24 protein-coding genes, 1 tRNA gene and 1 other RNA gene are annotated in these 19,356 nt (G+C 65.8%); 13 read left to right on the top strand and 13 right to left on the bottom strand.

From position 1 onward, the window contains the following. The first annotated feature begins 10 nt into the window (after nt 1–10). Both GWK63_RS01455 and GWK63_RS01450 read left to right on the top strand, forming a co-directional pair. Complete coding sequence (locus GWK63_RS01455) at nt 11–1,168, top strand: energy transducer TonB (RefSeq protein WP_039998476.1); 1,158 nt, start codon at nt 11–13, stop codon at nt 1,166–1,168. A 29-nt stretch (nt 1,169–1,197) separates the two neighbouring features. Beyond that, on the top strand, nt 1,198–2,652 hold the full coding sequence (locus GWK63_RS01450; RefSeq protein ID WP_034927117.1) for an AMP nucleosidase: 1,455 nt from the start codon (nt 1,198–1,200) through the stop codon (nt 2,650–2,652). A gap of 96 nt (nt 2,653–2,748) precedes the next feature. Here GWK63_RS01450 and GWK63_RS01445 read toward each other — a convergent pair whose 3' ends face one another. The 5 genes from GWK63_RS01445 to GWK63_RS01425 form a co-directional block, all read right to left on the bottom strand. Further along, nucleotides 2,749–3,564 (bottom strand): TIGR00282 family metallophosphoesterase, encoded by an 816-nt coding sequence (locus tag GWK63_RS01445; protein WP_007396892.1) that lies wholly within the window; start codon nt 3,562–3,564, stop codon nt 2,749–2,751. A gap of 14 nt (nt 3,565–3,578) precedes the next feature. Further along, nucleotides 3,579–4,190 (bottom strand): 5-formyltetrahydrofolate cyclo-ligase, encoded by a 612-nt coding sequence (locus tag GWK63_RS01440; RefSeq protein ID WP_007396893.1) that lies wholly within the window; start codon nt 4,188–4,190, stop codon nt 3,579–3,581. Between the two features lie 9 nt (nt 4,191–4,199). Further along, a non-coding RNA gene (gene ssrS, locus GWK63_RS01435) (6S RNA) lies at nt 4,200–4,358 on the bottom strand. 9 nt (nt 4,359–4,367) lie between these two features. Beyond that, nucleotides 4,368–4,709, bottom strand: coding sequence for a cell division protein ZapA (locus GWK63_RS01430; RefSeq protein ID WP_007396894.1), 342 nt, complete (start codon nt 4,707–4,709; stop codon nt 4,368–4,370). Nucleotides 4,710–4,712: 3 nt separating this feature from the next. Further along, on the bottom strand, nt 4,713–4,976 hold the full coding sequence (locus GWK63_RS01425) for a hypothetical protein (protein WP_034927110.1): 264 nt from the start codon (nt 4,974–4,976) through the stop codon (nt 4,713–4,715). A gap of 56 nt (nt 4,977–5,032) precedes the next feature. On the opposite strand from GWK63_RS01425, the gene GWK63_RS01420 reads away from it, so the two are divergent. Continuing rightward, on the top strand, nt 5,033–5,449 hold the full coding sequence (locus GWK63_RS01420) for a hypothetical protein (protein WP_223846611.1): 417 nt from the start codon (nt 5,033–5,035) through the stop codon (nt 5,447–5,449). Between the two features lie 62 nt (nt 5,450–5,511). Then, nucleotides 5,512–6,147, top strand: a complete 636-nt coding sequence (gene thiE / locus GWK63_RS01415) for a thiamine phosphate synthase (RefSeq protein ID WP_007396898.1) — start codon at nt 5,512–5,514, stop codon at nt 6,145–6,147. A 123-nt stretch (nt 6,148–6,270) separates the two neighbouring features. Here thiE and epmA read toward each other — a convergent pair whose 3' ends face one another. After that, nucleotides 6,271–7,290, bottom strand: a complete 1,020-nt coding sequence (gene epmA / locus GWK63_RS01410) for an EF-P lysine aminoacylase EpmA (RefSeq protein ID WP_007396899.1) — start codon at nt 7,288–7,290, stop codon at nt 6,271–6,273. A 51-nt stretch (nt 7,291–7,341) separates the two neighbouring features. Here epmA and GWK63_RS01405 point away from each other — a divergent pair, with 51 nt between their 5' ends. The 6 genes from GWK63_RS01405 to GWK63_RS01380 all read left to right on the top strand — a co-directional run bounded on the left by GWK63_RS01405 (nt 7,342) and on the right by GWK63_RS01380 (nt 12,917). Beyond that, the gene (locus GWK63_RS01405) at nt 7,342–8,421 is read left to right on the top strand and encodes a lysine-2,3-aminomutase-like protein (protein WP_007396900.1); all 1,080 of its coding nucleotides are present in this window, start codon (nt 7,342–7,344) and stop codon (nt 8,419–8,421) included. Between the two features lie 86 nt (nt 8,422–8,507). Further along, on the top strand, nt 8,508–9,074 hold the full coding sequence (efp, locus tag GWK63_RS01400) for an elongation factor P (RefSeq protein WP_007396901.1): 567 nt from the start codon (nt 8,508–8,510) through the stop codon (nt 9,072–9,074). Nucleotides 9,075–9,182: 108 nt separating this feature from the next. Beyond that, nucleotides 9,183–10,004: an inositol monophosphatase family protein gene (locus tag GWK63_RS01395; protein WP_039998477.1), complete on the top strand. Its 822-nt coding sequence runs from the start codon at nt 9,183–9,185 to the stop codon at nt 10,002–10,004. Between the two features lie 79 nt (nt 10,005–10,083). Beyond that, the gene (locus GWK63_RS01390; protein WP_223846610.1) at nt 10,084–10,869 is read left to right on the top strand and encodes an OmpA family protein; all 786 of its coding nucleotides are present in this window, start codon (nt 10,084–10,086) and stop codon (nt 10,867–10,869) included. A gap of 12 nt (nt 10,870–10,881) precedes the next feature. After that, nucleotides 10,882–11,928 carry a hypothetical protein gene (locus GWK63_RS01385; protein ID WP_007396905.1) on the top strand — a complete coding sequence of 349 codons (1,047 nt, stop codon included), beginning with the start codon at nt 10,882–10,884 and terminating at the stop codon, nt 11,926–11,928. A 26-nt stretch (nt 11,929–11,954) separates the two neighbouring features. Continuing rightward, the gene (locus tag GWK63_RS01380; RefSeq protein ID WP_007396906.1) at nt 11,955–12,917 is read left to right on the top strand and encodes a peptidoglycan -binding protein; all 963 of its coding nucleotides are present in this window, start codon (nt 11,955–11,957) and stop codon (nt 12,915–12,917) included. A gap of 167 nt (nt 12,918–13,084) precedes the next feature. On the opposite strand, the gene GWK63_RS01375 is transcribed toward GWK63_RS01380, so the two are convergent. From GWK63_RS01375 to GWK63_RS01365, 3 genes are all read right to left on the bottom strand, one after another. Next, a complete protein-coding gene (locus tag GWK63_RS01375) occupies nt 13,085–13,720 on the bottom strand; it encodes a tetratricopeptide repeat protein (RefSeq protein WP_007396907.1) in 636 nt (211 codons plus the stop codon). Nucleotides 13,721–13,784: 64 nt separating this feature from the next. Then, nucleotides 13,785–13,910: a type B 50S ribosomal protein L36 gene (ykgO, locus tag GWK63_RS01370; RefSeq protein WP_003617324.1), complete on the bottom strand. Its 126-nt coding sequence runs from the start codon at nt 13,908–13,910 to the stop codon at nt 13,785–13,787. Between the two features lie 98 nt (nt 13,911–14,008). After that, nucleotides 14,009–14,944, bottom strand: coding sequence for a hydrogen peroxide-inducible genes activator (locus tag GWK63_RS01365; RefSeq protein ID WP_007396909.1), 936 nt, complete (start codon nt 14,942–14,944; stop codon nt 14,009–14,011). Nucleotides 14,945–15,073: 129 nt separating this feature from the next. Here GWK63_RS01365 and GWK63_RS01360 point away from each other — a divergent pair, with 129 nt between their 5' ends. From GWK63_RS01360 to GWK63_RS01350, 3 genes are all read left to right on the top strand, one after another. Beyond that, nucleotides 15,074–15,616 carry a peroxiredoxin gene (locus tag GWK63_RS01360; RefSeq protein WP_007396910.1) on the top strand — a complete coding sequence of 181 codons (543 nt, stop codon included), beginning with the start codon at nt 15,074–15,076 and terminating at the stop codon, nt 15,614–15,616. A gap of 130 nt (nt 15,617–15,746) precedes the next feature. Then, complete coding sequence (locus GWK63_RS01355; protein WP_007396911.1) at nt 15,747–16,274, top strand: carboxymuconolactone decarboxylase family protein; 528 nt, start codon at nt 15,747–15,749, stop codon at nt 16,272–16,274. Between the two features lie 136 nt (nt 16,275–16,410). Further along, a tRNA-Asp gene (locus GWK63_RS01350) sits at nt 16,411–16,487 on the top strand. A 169-nt stretch (nt 16,488–16,656) separates the two neighbouring features. Here GWK63_RS01350 and GWK63_RS01345 read toward each other — a convergent pair. The 4 genes from GWK63_RS01345 to rpiA all read right to left on the bottom strand — a co-directional run bounded on the left by GWK63_RS01345 (nt 16,657) and on the right by rpiA (nt 19,354). After that, nucleotides 16,657–17,478, bottom strand: a complete 822-nt coding sequence (locus GWK63_RS01345; RefSeq protein WP_007396912.1) for a fructosamine kinase family protein — start codon at nt 17,476–17,478, stop codon at nt 16,657–16,659. Then, a complete protein-coding gene (locus GWK63_RS01340; protein ID WP_039998478.1) occupies nt 17,475–17,948 on the bottom strand; it encodes a low molecular weight protein-tyrosine-phosphatase in 474 nt (157 codons plus the stop codon). Before GWK63_RS01340 ends, GWK63_RS01345 begins: the two co-directional genes overlap by 4 nt. Before the next feature lie 153 nt (nt 17,949–18,101). Continuing rightward, on the bottom strand, nt 18,102–18,653 hold the full coding sequence (locus GWK63_RS01335) for a gluconokinase (protein WP_007396915.1): 552 nt from the start codon (nt 18,651–18,653) through the stop codon (nt 18,102–18,104). Continuing rightward, nucleotides 18,650–19,354: a ribose-5-phosphate isomerase RpiA gene (gene rpiA / locus GWK63_RS01330; protein WP_007396916.1), complete on the bottom strand. Its 705-nt coding sequence runs from the start codon at nt 19,352–19,354 to the stop codon at nt 18,650–18,652. The genes GWK63_RS01335 and rpiA overlap by 4 nt, the downstream gene beginning before the upstream one ends. Between the last annotated feature and the right edge of the window lie 2 nt (nt 19,355–19,356).

Below are 19,356 nucleotides of genomic sequence, written 5' to 3'. Positions count from 1 at the left end.
GTAGTCTTTCATGACGGTGACACTCAGTCCCTCCTCCCGGCGGCGCAATGCCGTGGAGCCCGTGCTGATCCCACGCCGCGCGGAACCCGGCGACAGCCCGCCCCCCGTGGCGACGGACCAGTACGTGCCCCCCCGGCGTGAACGCCTGCTGCCAGGGGCCTCCGTGCCACCCCCACCGGGCTACCGCAAGCTGCGCCCCACCCTGTCGGGCCTGATCCGCCCCGACACGATAGAAACCCCCGGCCCCGGCCGGGCCATGGCCGTATCGGGGCTGCTGCACGGTGTACTGCTGGCCGCCATCCTGATCGAATCCGCCCATCACAGCCAGCATGGCTCCCCCTACGCCACGCAGTCGGAACCGCAGGTGGAGATGGTGTTCTCGCCCCCCACCTCCAGCGGGCTGCAGGGCCAGTCCTCGCCCGACATGGCGGGTGGCCAGAACGCGCCGCGCCAGCAGCAGGAACAGAGCCAGCCCACCGCCCAGGACAACAGCCAGAACCCGCAGACGGCGGATGAGGAATCCTCCCCCTCCCCCAACACGCCCACGCCCGAGACCCCCTCCGCCCCCCCCATGAGCGAGGCGCCATCCGACCTGTCGGTGCCACAGGCCGACCGGCATGACGAGTTCAATCCCTCCATGCAGAATTCGGGCCATGGCAACCATCCGGCCCAGCAGTCGCACAGCCAGTCCTCGGCCGGGCGGTATGCCCCGCTGCAGCATCCGCGCAACTGGGCGCTTTCCTCCTCGCCACTGCCGCGCCGCAACCAGCATGGGCGCGCGGGAGGCACCGGCGGGCCGATCGACCTTTCGCTTGGCCCCGTGGTGCAGAATGGCAGGATCAATGCCCCCTATTCCACCAATACCCAGATCCGGGGTGTCAGCGATGATTACGGCAGCGAACTCGACCGCTGGATCCGCAGCCACATGTACTACCCCGAGGAAGCCGCCCGCGCGGGCGAGGAAGGCCCGTCCTCCGTCCATGTGGAACTGGACCGCGAGGGCCATGTGACCAAGGTGCGCCTGACCGGCCAGTCGGGGTCCTACTACCTTGATGCCGCAACGGTGGGCATGTTCCGCAACGCCCAGCTGCCCCCCGTGCCACCGGACATGCAGGGCGATACCTTCCCCATCGACCTGACCATCAACTACATCCTGATCCGCCGCTAGGCGGCCACGGACCAAGGGAGAAACGCCACATGGATACAGCCACCCTCCTGCACCGGGCCGGGCGTGACTTCCACGCCTTTGACAATGCCGACGATGCCGTGGCCCACATCACCCGGCTGTATGACCATGCGGGTGAGCTGATCCGCCATGCCTTCACCACGCGCGACACCACGGGGCTTGCGGATGCGGTCTATCCCTACCTTGCCTTCATGCCGCAGGCGGCCCTGCCGCCCGACGGGCCACGCCCGCCGTTCGATGTAGTGCTGGAGCCGGGTTTCTATGGCACGACCCTGACCCGCCCCGCCCTGTTTGCCGATTACTGGCGCGAACAGATCGCAAGCCTGCTGCACCACTACGGCACCCCGGTCCATGTCGGGCTGTCGCACCAGCCGATCCCGCTGTCCTATGTGATGGAAGAGGCGGTGACATCCCTTACGGAATCCGACCTGGCCTGGATCCAGTCGCATTTCGCCCTGCCCGACCTGCATGTGACCGATGATTCGATCGCCAACTGCGAATACATTCCCCGCCCCGACACGCCACGCCCGCTGGCCCTGTTCACGGCGGCGCGCACCGATTATTCTCTGGCGCGGCTGCACCATTACACCGGCACGGCCCCCCGGCATTTCCAGCGCTTCATCCTGCTGACCAACTACCAGCGCTATGTCGATGCCTTCCGTGAATATGGCCATGCGCAGGTGGATGCGGGATCGGAATACACCGCCTTTGTCGAACCGGGCGAGGTCGTCCACACCCGGGACACGCCGCACACCGCCCCCCACGGTGGCCAAAGCCTGCCACAGATGCCCGCCTACCACCTGTGCCGCCCCGATGGCGATGGCATCACGCTGATCAACATCGGCGTCGGCCCCGCCAATGCCAAGACCATTACCGACCACCTGGCGGTACTGCGCCCGCATTGCTGGCTGATGGTCGGGCACTGCGCGGGGCTGCGCCGCAGCCAGAAGCTGGGGGATTATGTGCTGGCGCATGGCTACCTGCGCGATGACCACGTGCTGGATGACGACCTGCCGCCATGGGTGCCCGTACCCCCCATTGCCGAAGTGCAGATGGCATTGCAGGACGTAACCGCCCGCGTGACCGGCCTGCATGATGCCGAGGTCAAGACCCGCCTGCGCACCGGCACGGTCATGACCACGGACAACCGCAACTGGGAACTGCGGCTGGGCGCCCTGTTCACCCGCATCAACACATCACGCGCCATTGCGGTGGACATGGAATCGGCCACTATTGCCGCCAACGGCTTCCGCTTCCGGGTGCCCTATGGCACGCTTCTATGCGTATCGGACAAGCCGCTGCATGGGGAACTGAAGCTGCGCGGCATGGCCAATGCCTTCTACCGCGAGCGGGTGCGCCAGCATCTGGTGGTGGGGATCGAGACCATGCAGCAGTTGCGCGCGCAGGGCGTGAACCGCCTGCATTCGCGCAAGCTGCGCGGGTTTGATGAACCCGCTTTCCGATAATGATTAAATAATAAAAGTTTTTGGGTGCCGCCTTTTTTCAAAAAGGCGGCATTTTTCGAAGCTTTTTGAAAAAAGCTTCACCAAAAACTTTTATCCTCAGAAATCAGGCAAAGTAGGGACCAGATGGCCCCCCTGCCGCACCGGGGCCATGCGGCGGGCAAGGCCGGTGGCATCATCGGTTTCCACCATCATGCCCGCGATGCTGGCCTCCCCCTCGGCGGGTTGTAGGCGGTCACCGGGCATCTTGCGCACGAAGCGGGCAATCGCCGCCTCCTTGCCCATGCCGATCACGCTGTCATAATCGCCACACATGCCCGCATCGGTCTGGAACGCGGTGCCGCCGGACAGGATGCGATGGTCCGCCGTGGGCGTGTGGGTATGGGTGCCGATGACCAGCGAGACCCGGCCATCAAGGAAATGACCCATGGCCCATTTCTCGCTTGTGGCCTCGGCATGCACGTCCACCACGGCGGCATGCATGGTCACACCCAGCCGGTGACGTGAGAGGATTTCAGTGACCGAGCGGAACGGGTCATCCATCGCATCCATGAACTGGCGGCCCATGATGCTGACCACAAGCGCCTTGCGCCCATCCACCAGTTCCACCACAACACTGCCCTGCCCCGGCGTGCCGGGCGGGTAATTGGCGGGGCGGATGATGCGGGGTTCGCTGCCGATATGGCCGATCAGGTCGCGCCGGTCCCAGCTATGGTTGCCCAGTGTTATGACATCGGCCCCGGCCTCCAGCAGGTCACGGCCGATGGCGGGAGAAAGACCGAAACCGTGGCTTGCGTTCTCCCCGTTCACCACCACCAGATCGAGTGCAAGGTCGCGCCGCAGGGTAGGCAGGCGGGAGATAACAGCCTCACGCCCCACGCGCCCGACAATGTCACCCAGAAACAGTATTCTCAAGAAAACAGCCTTTGTTACCGTGTACGCCCGTCGCCACGACACCGGATCCATTCGCGTTCGGTCACGATCGCGGGCAATGGCACATCATACAGGCCGGTCGGAATACATGTCACTTCCTGAAAGGACAGGCCGAACCCCACCGTCCGCGCACGCGGCAGGCGCGCCAGCGTGCGGTCATAGTATCCTCCGCCATAACCCAGCCGCATGCCCCGCCGGTCAAACGCCAGCAGTGGCACGCACACCACGTCGGGCTGCATGGGGGGGCCATCGGGGTGAAAGGTGCCGTATCGCCCCTGCTGCATGGGGCAGTCAGCCTGCCAGCGGCGAAAGATGAGGGGATGCCCGCGTGGCGGGGTTTCGGGCAGGGCGATGCACAGTCCGTCCGCATGCAGGGCCTGCATGACCGGGCGCAGGTCGCTTTCCCCCGGCAGGGGCCAGACAAGGGCGATACACGCCCCCGCCCCGGCCATGCCGCGCAGCCCGCGTACCATGCGGTGGCACAGGGCTTCTTCCGCCCCCGCGCGGGCGGGATCGGTGGCGAAAGCCTGCCGGCGTCGCGTCATATGATGACGCAGGGCCTGCTTGGCCCGCATTGTTGGCCACGCTTCGGGATCAAGGGATGTCATGAAAACATATACGGAGCCGCCATGGCCGTTGGTCGGATCAGCCCTCCCGGACCTGCTGACGCAGGTGGGCGCCAGGTAACGTGACCACGATCACGACAGTGCCAGCTCCCTAGGAAGTGCTTATCGGCCCAGGGGTTGAATCATGCCTGACGCACCCGGCAGCTCCGCCCTTCCTGTTTACTCTTCTTCCAGTGCGTCCGCAATGCTTTCCGCACGTTCGACCAGATGGGCCAGCTGCTCGCGGCGGCGTTCATTCTCGATTCGCGCCTGACGCCCCTCCGCCAGCTGGTGGGCGGTATCGGACGACATCTTCTCCGCCGTCAGGTCGTATATCTCATCAGCCATGAGCAGGGCCGCAAGGGCCAGCAGGCGCCCCTCCCCGCTATGGCCGCCCAGCGCGCGGATGCGGTCGATCCGGCGCTCGACTTCCTGCGCCATGGCCTGCAGATGCTTTTCCTGCCCCTCCTTGCAGCCCACGGCATAGGAAAAGCCGTTTATGCGTACGGTAACCTGGCTCATCGCCTATTCCTTCCGGCCTTCGGGGCTGTCTTCGCCCAGTACGTCCCGCACGCGGGCGATCAGCACATCGATATTGGCCGCCAGGGCCTGCAGGTCCGCCTCCGGCATGGGCGGCCGCGCAAGGGCCGCCTGTTCCCCGCGGCGGTCAAGGACGAAGGCAATGCGGTTGAGGGCAAGTTCAAGACGGTCTGCCGGGTCCTGCCCGGAGGCCGGGGGCGTGTAATCCGCTTCCTGTTCCGGTGGCATGATAATGTCAGACACGTTCATCCTTTCCCTCATTCCTCCCCTTGCACTGATCGCGCGGTGCGGTTTCAACGTCAAGCATGATCGACAAACATGACCATTCTGTGCCCGCAGCCCCCCCTGTAACCGTGACCTGCCGGGCCGATGTGGCGCTGGTCATGACGGTGGCCCTGTCGTTACGCGCGGAATGCACGCTGGTTTCCCCCGCTGGCGCCGGATGCTTCATGGGCGTGGGGTGGTGGCAGGCCATCGTGGCGGACTGCACGCTGCCAGCCCTGCTGGACTGCGGGCAGGCGGCGGGGTTCGCGGCCGTGGCGCTGCAGGCCGGGCTGGATGGCGTGATCGTGCAGGCCCCGCCCGCGCAGCAGCGCGCCCTGCTCTCGCTTGCCCGGGTTACGGGCGGGTGCGTACTGGCCGTGCGCCCCGTGGCACTGGACCTGCCCGCCCATGATGCGGGCAGCGCGCTGGCGCAGTACCTGCGCGCGCACCGGCCGTAATGGGCCGCACTACCATGCGGGGGCTGTTCGGCATCCCCGCCGTGGCATAGGATTGGCGTGACATGAACGATTGCCAGCTCTACCTCATCACCCCCGAATCGCTTGATCCCGCAGCCTTCGCCCCCCGGCTTGCCGAAGCGCTGGACGCAGGCCCGGTCGCGGCCGTGCAACTGCGCCTGAAAAACGTGCCGGATGATGCGATCCGCCATGCGGTGGACGTGCTCCAGCCCATTGCGCATGCGCGCAATGTGGCCTTCATCCTCAATGACCGTCCCGACCTTGCGGTCGCCTGCGGGTGCGATGGCGCGCATGTGGGCATGGACGATGGGGACGTGGCCACCGCGCGGCGCATCCTGGGGGCCGACCTGCAACTGGGCGTATCATGCTACGACAGCCGTGACATGGCGCTGCGCGCGGGTGAGGCCGGGGCGGATTACGTGGCGTTTGGCGCGTTCTTCCCCTCCCCCTCGAAGGAAACGGAAGTCCGTGCCGATCCGGCCCTGCTTACATGGTGGAGCAGCATGATCGAACTGCCCGTTGTGGCCATTGGCGGCATCACGCCCGACAATTGCGGCACGCTGGTACGGGCGGGGGCGGATTTCCTGTCGGTCATCAGCGCGGTCTGGTCCCACCCCGACGGGCCGGGTGCGGGCGTGCGGGCCATGAATACAGCCATCGCCGCGGCGGAAGACGCCTGAAACGTGTTTGGAAACAGGTAACCGGTAAAAAACAGGAAAAGTTTTCAGGCACCCCCCTCTCCCAAAAAAACGGGGTTTTGCAAAGCTTTTTGAAAAAAGCTTCACCAAAAACTTTTCCCGTTCTTATCCCTCTCCCAACCACTGCACATCGGCAATACGGCTTGTGCCCGCCGCCAGCATCACCAGCCGGTCAAACCCCAGCGCGATACCGGCACACGGCGGCAGGCGGTCCAGTGCCGCGAGAAAGGCTTCATCCATAGGCCAGTCCAGCCCCGACTCGTCAGGATAGAGCACGCGACGCCGCGCCCGGTCGGCCATGAAGCGCGCGCGCTGCTCGGCGCTGTCGGTCAGTTCCTCGAACGCATTGGCCAGTTCGATCCCCCCCGCATACAGTTCGAAACGCAGCGCCACGCGCGGGTCGGCCGGATCGCTACGGGCCAGGGCGGCCTGGCTTGCCGGCCAGTGGGTCAGGAAAGTGGGGCGTGTGCGGCCAATATGGGGTTCCACACGCGCCATCATCAGGCGGAAGAACAGGTCCTCCCACGTCTCGCCAGGGCGCAGGGCGCAGCCTGCGTCACGCGCCAGGGCCGGGCCGTCGCCCTCGGTCGCCAGAATGTCCACGCCCGCATGGCGGTGGAAGGCATCGGCCACACGCAGCCGTTCGAACGGGGCCGCAATTCCGATTGTATCATTCCCCACCCTGACCACCGGCGGCAGCACGGCACGCAGCAGGGCTTCGGTTTCATCCATCAGGCCAGCCAGCGTTGCACCGGGACGGTACCATTCCAGCATGGTGAATTCATGCGCATGCAGCCGACCGCCTTCCGCATTCCGCCAGACCCGTGCAAGCTGGTACACGGGCAGGCCGGTCGCCGCCACGATGCGCTTCATGGCGAATTCCGGACTGGTGTGCAGCCACAACTTCTGGCGGGTGCCATCCGCGCCCGCCCGCTCGGTGGCAAAGACCTTCAGGTGAACTTCCTCGCCCGGAGTCGGCACGGCACAGGGGGTTTCCACCTCCACATACCCGCGCGCGTCAAAAAATGCCCGTATGCCGCGCAGCACAAGGTTGCGCCGCAGCAGGAAGGGCAGGCGGTCCGCGATGCGGGCCGGATCGGAATGGCTGGGAATGGAATCGACCATGGGACAGGATCTCCGGTTGCGGCAAACTGGCCCGCGCAGTACAGCCCCGGCATGACATCCGCGGTCAATCCCCCTCCCCCCCGGCCGGCCACGGCATCCCGCACGCTGCGCAGCGTGACCGACCTGCTGGCGGCGGGGCTGGTCACACCCGCCCAGGTACCGGCGCTGGAGGACGTGGCCCGACATTACGCCACCGCCATTCCCCCCGCCTTTGCCGACCTGATCGAAACACCCGATGACCCGATCGGGCGTCAGGTCATCCCAGATGGCGCCGAAATCCATACCGATACGACGGAAGACCCGGACCCGATCGGGGATGACGCGCTCTCCCCTGTGCCGGGCATCGTCCACCGCTATGCCGACCGTGCGCTGCTCAAGCCGCTGCTGGTCTGCCCGCTGTACTGCCGCTTCTGTTTCCGCCGCGAACATGTCGGCCCCGGTGGCAGCGTGCTGGATGACGCGGCACTGGAACATGCGCTGGACTGGCTGCGCACGCATACCGGTATCCATGAAGTCGTGATGACCGGTGGCGACCCGCTCATGCTCTCGGCACGCCGCATGCGCGCGATCATGCAGGCGCTGGAAGGGATGGACCACATCCATACCATCCGCATCCATTCCCGCGTGCCGGTGGCCGACCCGGGGCGGCTGGATGACGAGATGGCCGATGCGCTGGAGACCACGCGCTCGATGTGGCTGGTGGTCCATGTCAACCATGCCCGCGAACTGACACCGCAGGCCCGCGCCGCCATCCGCCGCGTGCAGGCACGCGCCATTCCCGTGCTGGGCCAGTCCGTGCTGCTGCGCGGGGTGAATGATACGCCCCAGGCGCTGGAAGCCCTGCTGCGCGCGCAGGTGGCCGCCCGCATCCGCCCCTATTACCTGCACCAGCTTGACCCCGCGCCCGGCACCGCGCGCTTCCATGTCCCCATACGCGAGGGGCAGCGCCTGCTGGCCAGCCTGCGCGGGCGGGTGACGGGCATTGCCTGGCCGACCTATGTGCTGGATATTCCCGGTGGCCATGGCAAGGTGCCGATCGCGCCCGGCTACCTGCATGAAGGCCCGGACGGCACCCTGCATGCAACCGCACCCGATGGCACAATCCACCGCCTTGCGCGCGAACGGGGCTGAAAAGAACCGCGCCAAACCTTGCCCTTCCGCGCGCGGGGCGTTAGAAGCCGAACCGCCATACTTCCCACAACCATACAGGGACCACCATGAAGCAGCAGGCAAACCTGATCCGCGCCGGGCAGGTTATTGAGCACGACGGCCGTCGCTGGACGGTCCTGAAACAGCAGATCATCACCCCCGGCAAGGGCGGCGCGTTCATCCAGGTGGAGATGCGCGACCTCAAGACCGGCAACAAGACCAACGAGCGCTGGCGCACCGCCGACACCGTTGAACGCCTGATGACCGAGGAGAAGGAATACACCTACTCCTACATGGATGGCGACAACATCGTGCTGATGGACCCCGAGACGTTCGAGCAGCTGCTGCTGCCCCTGGACCTGCTGGGTGATCAGGCCCCCTTCCTGCAGGACAACATGACGCTGGTCCTGAACCTGGTGGAAGGCGACCCGGTTGGCGTCGTGCTGCCCGCGCAGGTGACACTGGAAGTGGTCGAGGCCGATCCCGTGGTCAAGGGCCAGACGGCAAGCTCCTCCTACAAGCCCGCGCGCCTGTCCAATGGTGTGAAGACCATGGTGCCCCCCTTCATCGAAGCGGGTGAGCACATCGTGGTCCGCACCGAGGACAGCAGCTACGTCGAGCGCGCCAAGTCCTGACCCTTCCCCGGCCCGTGCCGGGGTGTCCCCACCCCGCGCGGGCCGGTTCACCAGCCCCCAGCCCCCCAATTCCACCGCACGAACCAGACAGGACCGATCACCGTGGCAATGCGACTCTCTCCCCATATGACGGTGATGCAGAACGCTGCCCAGAAGGCCGCACGCCGTCTTCTGCGTGACTTCAACGAAGTCGAGCAGCTTCAGGTCAGCATCAAGGGCCCGGGCGATTTCGTGTCGCAGGCCGACCTGCGGGCCGAAACCACCATCCGCGAGGAACTGGCGCGCGCGCGCCCCGGCTATGCCTTCCTGATGGAGGAAAGCGGGGCCTCGGGGCATGAGGGATGGACATGGCGCTGGGTGGTCGACCCGCTGGACGGCACAAGCAACTTCCTGCACGGCATTCCGCACTGGGCCATTTCCATCGGCCTGCAGCGCCGCCTGCCCGATGGCACGATCGAGATCGTGGCAGGGCTGGTGTACAACCCCGCCGCCAACGAGATGTTCTGGGCGGAAAAGGGTGTCGGCAGCTTCCTCAACGACCGCAGGCTGCGCGTCTCGGGCCGCCGGTCGATGAACGAGGCGCTGTTCGCCACCGGCATCCCCTTTGCCAGGGTATCGGCGCGCAACCGCCTGTCATTTGCCCGCACGCTGGGCGCGCTCATGCCGCAGGTGGCGGGTATCCGCCGATTCGGTGCTGCCGCCCTCGACCTGGCCTGGGTTGCCGCCGGTCGGTACGATGGCTACTGGGAACTGGGTATCAGGCCGTGGGACTGCGCGGCGGGAATCCTGCTGGTACGTGAGGCCGGCGGCTACGCCACCGACCCCGAGGGCGTGGATCTCAACGATCTGGGGGCCTCGATAGACGCGGTTGCCGGCAATACCCACCTGCATGGCCCGCTGCGTGAACTGGTTGCCAGCAGCATTGGCTGAAGCCTGATGGGGCGGCCGGCCCGTTTGCCGATTGCGCCGCCCCCCATCGCCCGGTAGCCTGCCGGTCACGATGCAGCACATGATTCCTTTTCCCATCCGCCGGCCTGCCATCCGCCCCATCCTGCGCGGGCTTGCCCTGCCGGGCCTGATTGCCTGTGCCCTTGCCGGCACCGGGACGGATGCCCGTGCCCAGGTCACGACCAGCCAGAGCGCGCTGGACGCCCTTGGCGCGCCACCGAAGCATCCGGCCATGCTGCCCAGCGGCGCAAGCCTCTCCGCCTCGCAGGGTGATACGGACGCCACCGGCCCGCGCACCGACATCCCGGGCAGCCACGCGCCGGCCACCGCCATCGCTTCCCCCGCGGCGCTTGCCGCCCTCCCCCCCGTGGCTGCCCAGCCACCCGCCAATCCGGTGCTGCGCCCGCCCGAACTGCATGTGCCCGAACACCCCTTCCCCCCCCCGCCCGAAGTCAGGGCCGACCCGCAGGCCCGTGGCCGGGCGGAAAGGCTGACCGGGGGGACACGGCTGCACTTCACCACCCAGTCCGCCGACATGAATCCGCGCATGATCGCCGCCCTGCAGACATTTGCCACCGTCATGCAGAAGCTGCCCGACCAGCATGTGAGCATCGTCGCCTATGGCGAAGGGCGGCCCGATGATCCCTCCACCCCGCGCCGCGTGGCGCTGTCACGCGGGCTTGCGGTGCGTTCGGTGCTGATCCATGCCGGACTGGCCTCCACGCGCATCTATGTCCGCGCGGTGGGGCTGCCGGGGGAAAATGCGCAGGGCGCGGGCGCGGATTGTGTTGACGTCACCCGTTCCGGTGTGGTGGCCTCAACGTCTTCCACTCCACCCCCGCGTTAAGGACATCCCTGCGTGACACGACCGACGACCTACCTTGTACGCGTCCTGCTTTTCCTTCTGGCCGTCGGGGCTGTCACAGCCCTGCTTTCCACAACCCTGTATCAGGCTTTCTGCAACAACCCGTACCTGGACGGGCTGATCGTGGGCATCCTGCTGCTGGGCATCGTGTGGAACATCACCATGATCCTGCGCCTGATCCCCGAGGTACGCTGGGTCAACATCCTGCGCCACCCGCGTGAGGGGCTGACAACCCCCCCGCCGCCGCGCCTGCTGGCCCCCATGGCGTCGATGCTGGCCACCCATGACAAGGGCCGCAGGCTGACCCTGTCCGCCCCGGTGATGCAGTCGCTGCTCGACAGCCTGTCCGCCCGGCTGGACGAGGGGCGCGAGCTTTCGCGCTACCTGACCGGGCTGCTCATCTTCCTGGGCCTGCTGGGCACGTTCTATGGCCTGCTGCTGACCGTGGGGTCCATTGCCGATGTGATCGGCAACATGACCGTGGGCAGCGGGGACATGAATGTCATGTTCGACCAGCTCAAATCCGGGCTGGCCGGACCATTGCATGGCATGGGCACGGCGTTCTCCGGCTCCATGTTCGGGCTGGCGGGGGCACTGGTGCTGGGTTTCCTTGACCTGACGGCGGGGCAGGCACAGACGCGCTTCTTCAATGAACTGGAGGAATGGCTGGCCACCATCACCCGCCTTTCCGCGGGCGGGCTGCAGGTGGGCGGCAATGACGCCACGGTTCCGGCCTATGTGCAGGCGCTGCTGGAGCACACCGCCGAGAACATGGAAAAGCTGCAGGCCCTGCTGGCCCGCAGCGAGGAAACCCGCGCACAGGAACAGCGCCTGCTGACCGCGCTGAACGACCGCCTGGCCGCCCTTGCCGATAACCGGGGGGAGGAACACCTGCAGGGCATCGAATCGCTGCTGGCGCGGCTGGTACAGGAATCGGCGGCCGGGCGCGAGCAGATGGCAACCGACATCCGCAATGACCTGCGCCTGCTCGCGCGCACCATTGCCGCAAGCGCCCCCGGAACGAACCATTCCGCTTCCTGACCGCAAGACAAGGCAAGGTTCCCCCCATGGCGCGCCGTTCCCGTCGTTCTATCCGTTCCGAACTGAATGCATGGCCGGGCTATGTTGATGCGCTGTCAACGCTGCTCATGGTCATCATATTCGTCCTGCTTGTCTTCGTGCTGGGGCAGGCTTTCCTGTCGGTCGCGCTGAACAAGCGCCAGCAGGCGCTCAACCAGCTGGAGCACGAGGTGGCCCGGCTGGGGCAGATGCTCTCGCTGGAACACAGCCACACCACCGCCCTGCAGAACGAGGTGGCCAGCCTGCACAAGGCCCATGACGCGGATGTGGCCACCGCCACGTCGCTTACCGCCCAGCTCAACCAGCAGACCAGCGAGCGCGACAGCGCGCAGGCGCGCACCACCGCGCTGGATGAACAGGTTGCCCAGCTCAATGCCCAGCTTGCGGCCCTCAGCACGGTACTGGAAGCGACCGAGGACACGGTGCATGACCGTGACCGCCAGATCAGCAACCTGGGCATGCAGCTCAATGTGGCGCTGGCGAAGAAGGTGGAGCAGCTGCAGCAGTACCGCTCCGAATTCTTCGGCCGCCTGCGCAGCGTAATGCAGGACCACAAGGGCGTGCAGATCGTGGGCGACCGCTTCGTGTTCCAGAGCGAGGTGCTGTTCCCGCCCGGCGGGGCGGACCTCTCGCCCGAAGGCGTGCAGGAAATCAGGGTGCTGGCCAAGACGCTGCGGCAGGTTGCCCAGCAGATTCCGGCGGATGTGCCGTGGATCCTGCGCGTGGACGGCCATGCCGACCGCCAGCCCATCCATTCCGCCTTCCCCAGCAACTGGGAACTGTCATCGGCGCGCGCCATCACGGTGGTCAAGCTGCTGATTGCCGAAGGGATCGACCCGCACCATCTGGCCGCGACCGGCTTTTCGGACTACCAGCCGCTGGACAAAGGCACCACACCGGAAGCCTTTGCCCGTAACCGGCGCATCGAATTCCGCCTGACGGACCGCTGATATCGACCTGCCGGGTGGCGATGGCGCGCAACGCGCCGGACCTGCCCGGCATGATACGGGCACACAGGCGCGAAAACCCCGTAAGGCACAAGAAAGTTCCTGTTGACGCTTTTTTCAGGAAGCTTTGCAGGTCGCGGCCTTCTTGAAAAAAGCACGCCTGTTATCCATCAGGTTGGCTGGCCGAAAGCCTTCAGGCGCAGTTGCTCGGTCTGGTGGTCGGCATCGGGAATGGTGGGATCGAGTGCGCGGACATGCTGCCACGCTTTCCACGCGGCCTGCCAGTCGCCCCGCTGCTCCTCGGTATCCTCAAGGATCTTCCATGCCATGAGATCACGCCCGTCATGATTCAGGGCGACGCCAAGATCGGCCACCGCGCCATCGGGATTGCGGGCGGCAAGGCGCGCCTGCGCACGGTTGCGCCACAGCACTTCCACATCCGGCTGGAGCAGGAGCGCATCATCCATGTCCTGCACCGCATCAAGCGGGCGCTGGGCATCCAGGTCATCCTGCGCGCGCCGGACCAGCAGGGTGGTGGTGGGGGCCAGCGGCTTCAGCCGCAGCTGCTCGATCCGGCCCTGCAGGTCACGCGCGCCACGGGCGGTGGCGGCATGGGCCAGTTCCGTCTCAAGATTGTCGAGCGAGGGTTCGCCCGCAGCCTTCCCCCCGCCATGCGCGGCGGAAGCCGAGGGCGGGGCCGCATGCCTGTCCACCCCATGGCCGATGGACGAGTCCGCATGGGCAACCTGCCCTGCCAGCGCCCCAATCAGGGGTACGCACGCAAAGCCGCGCAGGCAGGTTGTCAAAAACCGGCCTGCGCGGCTTTGCCGCTGTTCGAAGATGAACCTGACGGTCAAGGCCGTCCGGCAATCAGCCCTGACGGGCCTTCATGCGCGGGTTCTTCTTGTTGATGACGTAGACCTTGCCACGGCGACGGACCACACGGCAGTCCTTGTCCCGAACCTTGGCCGATTTCAGGCTGTTTCTGATTTTCATGATCCGACCCTCGACTAGCGGCGATGTACCGCAAAAGAGGCGCCCGAATACCCTTCCCTGCGCCCTGAGTCAACTACACAGCCGGATTCCAGGGCATTTTACAGCAGGGAATTCGCCTGTGTGATCGAATCCGGCACGAAAAACGGGGCAATGGTATGGAAATCCGCGGCCCGGGGGGAACGCGGGCGCCATGACAGGCCGATGGTACGCCATGTCTGGGCACCCGTCACGGGCCGGACCGCAAGTTTCTGGCCATCCAGTAGCGGGGAATCGACCGCAAGCTGCGGCAGCAGGGCCAGCCCCATGCCCGCGGCCACCATTTCCACCATGGTATGCAGCGAGGTGACGGCGCATTCCGCCTCGTCCCCCGGCGGGGTCCAGCCACGGACCTGGCGGCACATGGCCAGCGTCTGGTCACGCAGGCAGTGCCCGTCTTCCAGCAGGATCATGCGCTCACGCACGATGCTGCGTACCGGCACCACCGGCAGCTGCGCCAGCGGGTGGTCATGCGGCATGACCAGCATGAACGGGTCGCGCCATAGCGGCAGGGTCTCGTTATCGGCGCAGTCCCACGGCATGGCCAGCAGCACCAGATCCAGCCGCCCCATGGCCAGCTTGGCCATGACACTATGGGTCACGTCCTCGTTCAGGGAAAGGCGCAGCTGCGGATAGGCCTGCGGCAGCCTGCGCACCAGCGAGGACATGACAAACGGCCCGATGGTGGGAATGACGCCGATGCGCAGCAACCCGCTCATCGGCTCCCGCGAGGCCACGGCCACGTCCAGCACGCCCTGCAGGGCTTCCAGCGCCGTACGGGCACGGGTCACGACCTTGTCCCCCACCGGGGTGAACACGACCTTCTTGCCCACGTCACGATCAAGCAGCCGGACATCCATCTGCCGCTCCAGCGCCAGGATACCGGCGGAAAGTGTTGACTGCGTTACCGCGCAGGCACGCGCCGCCCGGCCGAAATGGCGCATCTCGGCCAGGGTGACAAGGTAGCGCAGCTGCTGGGCAGAGGGCATCGGAAGCATCGATAATTCCGATCATGCATATATAAATAATTCACTGGTGTGATAGCACCATCACCGGCATAGATACAGGCTCCGGGGCGGCGGCACACCCTGCCCTACCCAACGATCCCCAACAGGAGCCTACTCGCGATGCTGACAATCGGTGACAAGTTTCCCGCCTTCAACCTGAGCGCCGTACCCGGTGGCCCCGAAGGGCTGAAGGGCGAATTCGTCCAGATCACGGACGAATCGGACGCGGGCAAGTGGAAGGTCGTCTTCTTCTGGCCGCTGGACTTCACCTTCGTCTGCCCGACCGAAATCGTGGCGTTTGGCAAGCTGGCCGGTGAGTTCAAGGACCGTGACACCGTGGTGTATGGTGTGTCGATCGACAGCGCCTTCGTGCACCTGAACTGGCGCCTGCACCATGACGAGCTGAAGACCCTTGAAATCCCGATGCTGTCCGACATCAAGCGCGAACTGATCGAAAGCTGTGGCGTAATGGCCCAGCAGGCGGGCGCGGCCCTACGCGCCACCTTCATCGTGGACCCGCAGGGCATCATCCGCCATGTCAGCGTCAATGACCTGTCGGTTGGCCGCAACCCGCAGGAAATCCTGCGCATCCTGGACGGCCTGCAGAGCGACGAGCTGTGCCCGTGCAACTGGAACAAGGGCGACGCCTTCATCAAGGCATGAAGACCCGGCGCGCATGGCACCTGCGGCCATGCGCGCCACGCCGCCCGGCCCCCCTTCATGCCCTGCCCGCCCCCGCGCCGGGACTGGCGCGAGGGGGCCGGCACAGCCCCCCAGCCCACGGACACGTTTCATGTCGATCGATTCCATCAAGGCCGCCCTACCCGACTACGCCAAAGACCTGAAGCTGAACCTCAGCTCGCTTGCCAATGACATCGTGCTGACGCCGCAGCAGCTTGGCGGCACGTTCATCGCCTGCGCCATCGCGGCGCGCAACCCGGCCGTGACCCATGCCCTGACCGCCGAATACGGCCCCCGCCTGGCCCCCGCGGCACTTGAGGCGGCGCGGGCGGCGGCGGCCATCATGGGCATGAACAATGTCTATTACCGTTTCGTGCACCTTGTGGGCGGGGATTATGCAAAGCTGCCCGCGCGCCTGCGGATGAACGTCATCAGCAATCCCGGCGTGGACAAGGTGGATTTCGAGCTGTGGGCCATGGCGGTTTCCGCCATCAATGGCTGCGGCCTGTGCATGGAAAGCCATGAGCGCCAGCTGCGCGCGGCGGGCCTGACCACCGAACATGTCCAGACCGCCGTGCGCATTGCCGCCACCGTCAACGCCATCGCCGTGACGCTGGAGGGTGTGGAACTGCCTGCCTGATCCGGCCCGGACCCGAAAAAACGCCATGAACGTCCCCGTCATGGCGTTTTTTTTTGCCTGCCCTGTTGCCATGTCGGGGGGAGCCTGTTATTTGCCCTTTCACCGAACGGTTGCAGCCCACAGGGCGGCAGCGGATGCGGGTGTAGCTCAGTTGGTTAGAGCGCCGGCCTGTCACGCCGGAGGTCGCGGGTTCGAGCCCCGTCACTCGCGCCATTCCATGGCACAGCTTTCATAAAGCCCTCCCTAAAAAATATCCTTGAAATCAAAGAAAATTTTTTGGTGAAGCTTTTGCCAAAAAGCTTCGAAGAAAATCGCCTTTCCGAAAAAAGGCGGCACCCAGAAACTTTTATTCCTTCAGCCCCGCATAAGGGCACGCACGCCCTTACCCCACGCCCGCGCCATCAAGGTAATGGGCCACAAGCGGCCGGTAGGTCGCGCCAAACAGCCGCAGATGCACCAGCGCGATCCAGAGCCGGTAGATGGCGAAACGCGCTTCATACCCTGCCTCCAGCGGCCCATGGGCCATGAAGAAAGCGGCAGGAGGCCGGTCGAACACCCCGGCGGTGGCAAGATCCACCTCCGCATGGCCATAGCAGCAGCACGGGTCGATCAGTCCCGTCACCCGCCGGGCATGGACCAGCACATTGCCACCCCACAGGTCGCCATGCAGCAGGCTGGGCGGCGGTGTGGCGGGCAGCAGTTCGGGCAGGCGGTGCATGAGGCGCTCAAGCTGGCGGGCAAGATCAATCCCCACATGCTCCAGATGGATGCCAATGCGGCGCTCGGCCCAGAAGCGGGGCCATGTGTCCGTCCATGCGTTGGGCACCGCCACGGTACCCAGTGCGTAATCGGTACCCCAGCCATAACGGGTTGCCCCATCTGGCGGCCTGCCGGTATGAACCTGCGCCAGCACGCGCCCCAGTTCGCCCCAGCAGGTGGCCAGCGGGCCATCGGCGGGCAGGTACTGCAGCACCAGCGCATCCTCATCCACCGCCAGCACATCGGGCACCGGCGCGCCGGTCTGGCCCAGCGCGCGCAGCATGGCGGCTTCCACCCGCGGGTCGGGACCATTCTTGACCACGACCCTGCGCCCATCATTGAGATAGACCAGCAGCGTCTGCGCCAGGTCACCGCCCTGCAACGGATGCCAGTTCCACAACTGCCCGCCCAGCAGGGCGGCCCCATGCCGGGCCAGGCGGGTCATGCGCCGCCCTTCAGTGCCGCCACCAGCGCGGCCGCCCCGGCGGCCACGTCGCGCCATGTGGTCTCGAACCCGCTGGCATCGCCATAATACGGATCAGCCACGGCATGGCCCTGCCGGCCGGGCACATGGTCCAGCAGCAGGGACAGCCGGGCCAGGCTGCCTGCGGGCCGCATGGCCTGCAGATGGGCAAGGTTGGCGTGATCCAGCGCCACGATATGGGTAAAGCGCTCAAAATCCGCAGGCCGGACCACACGCGCCCGGTAGCGGCTGATATCAATGCCGTGCCGCAGGGCAACAGCGCAGGCCCGCCGGTCGGGCGGCGAGCCGACATGCCAGTGCCCCGTGCCAGCCGAATCGATCACCGCATCAAGTCCCGCCCGCCGGGCCGCGTCACGGAACGCGGCCTCTGCCAGGGGGGAGCGGCAGATATTGCCCATGCACACGAACAGTACGGCAATGGAGGCAGTCATCGATTCCCTACCCACGAAACATCCCGCAAATCAGAAAAAATTTTTGGTAAAGCTTTTTTCAAAAAGCTTTGGAAGAACGCCGCCTTTTTGGAAAAAGGCGGCACCCAAAAACTTTTATCATTCTTTATCAGTTGATTACCTTGGGGAAACCCCTCAGCGTTCAGGAAATTTCTGTTTCAGCAGGCCAAGGGTCTCGGCAATCAGGTCCGCAGGTGTTGCTTCCAGATGCACCACGACCGGATGTTCATCCGCCGTCGGCACCTCAAGCGTTGCAAGCTGGCTGGGCAGCAGGCTGGGGGGCATGTAATGGCCCCGCCTGCGCTTCAGCCGGTCGGACAGCACATCCTCGGGGATTTCCAGATAGACGAAGACGATCCCGTCATTGCCATCCGCGCGCAGCAGGTCACGGTAGGACCGCCTGAGCGCCGAACAGGTCAGGATACCGCCCTGCCCCGACACCACACGCTCGTGCAGCCATTTCTGGCACAGTTCCAGCCACGGCAGGCGGTCGGCATCGGTCAGGGGGATGCCTGCCGCCATCTTCTCCACATTGGCGCGGGGATGCAGCAGGTCGCCTTCTTGATAGGGCCAGCCCAGCAGGTTGTGCAGCCCCTCCGCCAGCGTGGTCTTGCCGCAGCCCGATACCCCCATGATGACAAGGACCAGCGGCCTGACTCCCTGGTCCTGCAGGGCCTTGCCCGTCATGCCGCGCGCAGCCTCTGCAGGCCATCGGCGGTGGCCACGATCACCTCGGACGTACGACCGATGAACAGCCCGGTCTCGATCACGCCCACAACCCCGTCAAGCTGGCGCTGCAGGGCGGGGGAATCGGCAATCTCGCCAAAATGGCAGTCCAGGATCATGTTGCCCCCATCGGTCACGAACACATTGCCGCTGCGGTCCAGGCGCTGGACAACCTTCGCACCCAGCGCCTCGAGCTGGCGCGCGGTGGAGGTCCAGCCAAAATTGGCGACTTCCACCGGCACGGGCACGGCGGCCCCCAGCCGGTCGACCAGCTTGCTGTCATCCACCACCACCACGAACCGGCGCGAGGCGGCAGCCACGATCTTTTCACGGAACAGCGCACCACCCAGCCCCTTGATCAGGTTCAGGGTACCGCGTTCCACCTCATCCGCGCCATCGATGTCGATATCGATCTGCGGGTGGGTAGCGAATGTGACCAGCTTTATCCCGTGCGAGCGCGCCTGCTCGGCCGAGCGCTCGGATGTGGGAATGGCGCAGAACCGCAGCCCTTCCGCCCAGCGGCGGCCAAGTTCCTCGATCATGAAGGCCGACGTGCTGCCGGAGCCAAGGCCGACCACCATGCCGTCCTTTACCATGTCGGCAGCCTCGATCGCGGCCTTGCGCTTCAGTTCCGCCCTGGGGTCCGTGGTGTTGATGGACATGC

Source organism: Komagataeibacter rhaeticus (assembly GCF_011611525.1).
Classification (GTDB): Bacteria; Pseudomonadota; Alphaproteobacteria; order Acetobacterales; family Acetobacteraceae; genus Komagataeibacter; species Komagataeibacter rhaeticus.
Note: the sequence above shows the minus strand (reverse complement) of the source record. Positions and strands in the feature narration are given on the sequence as shown.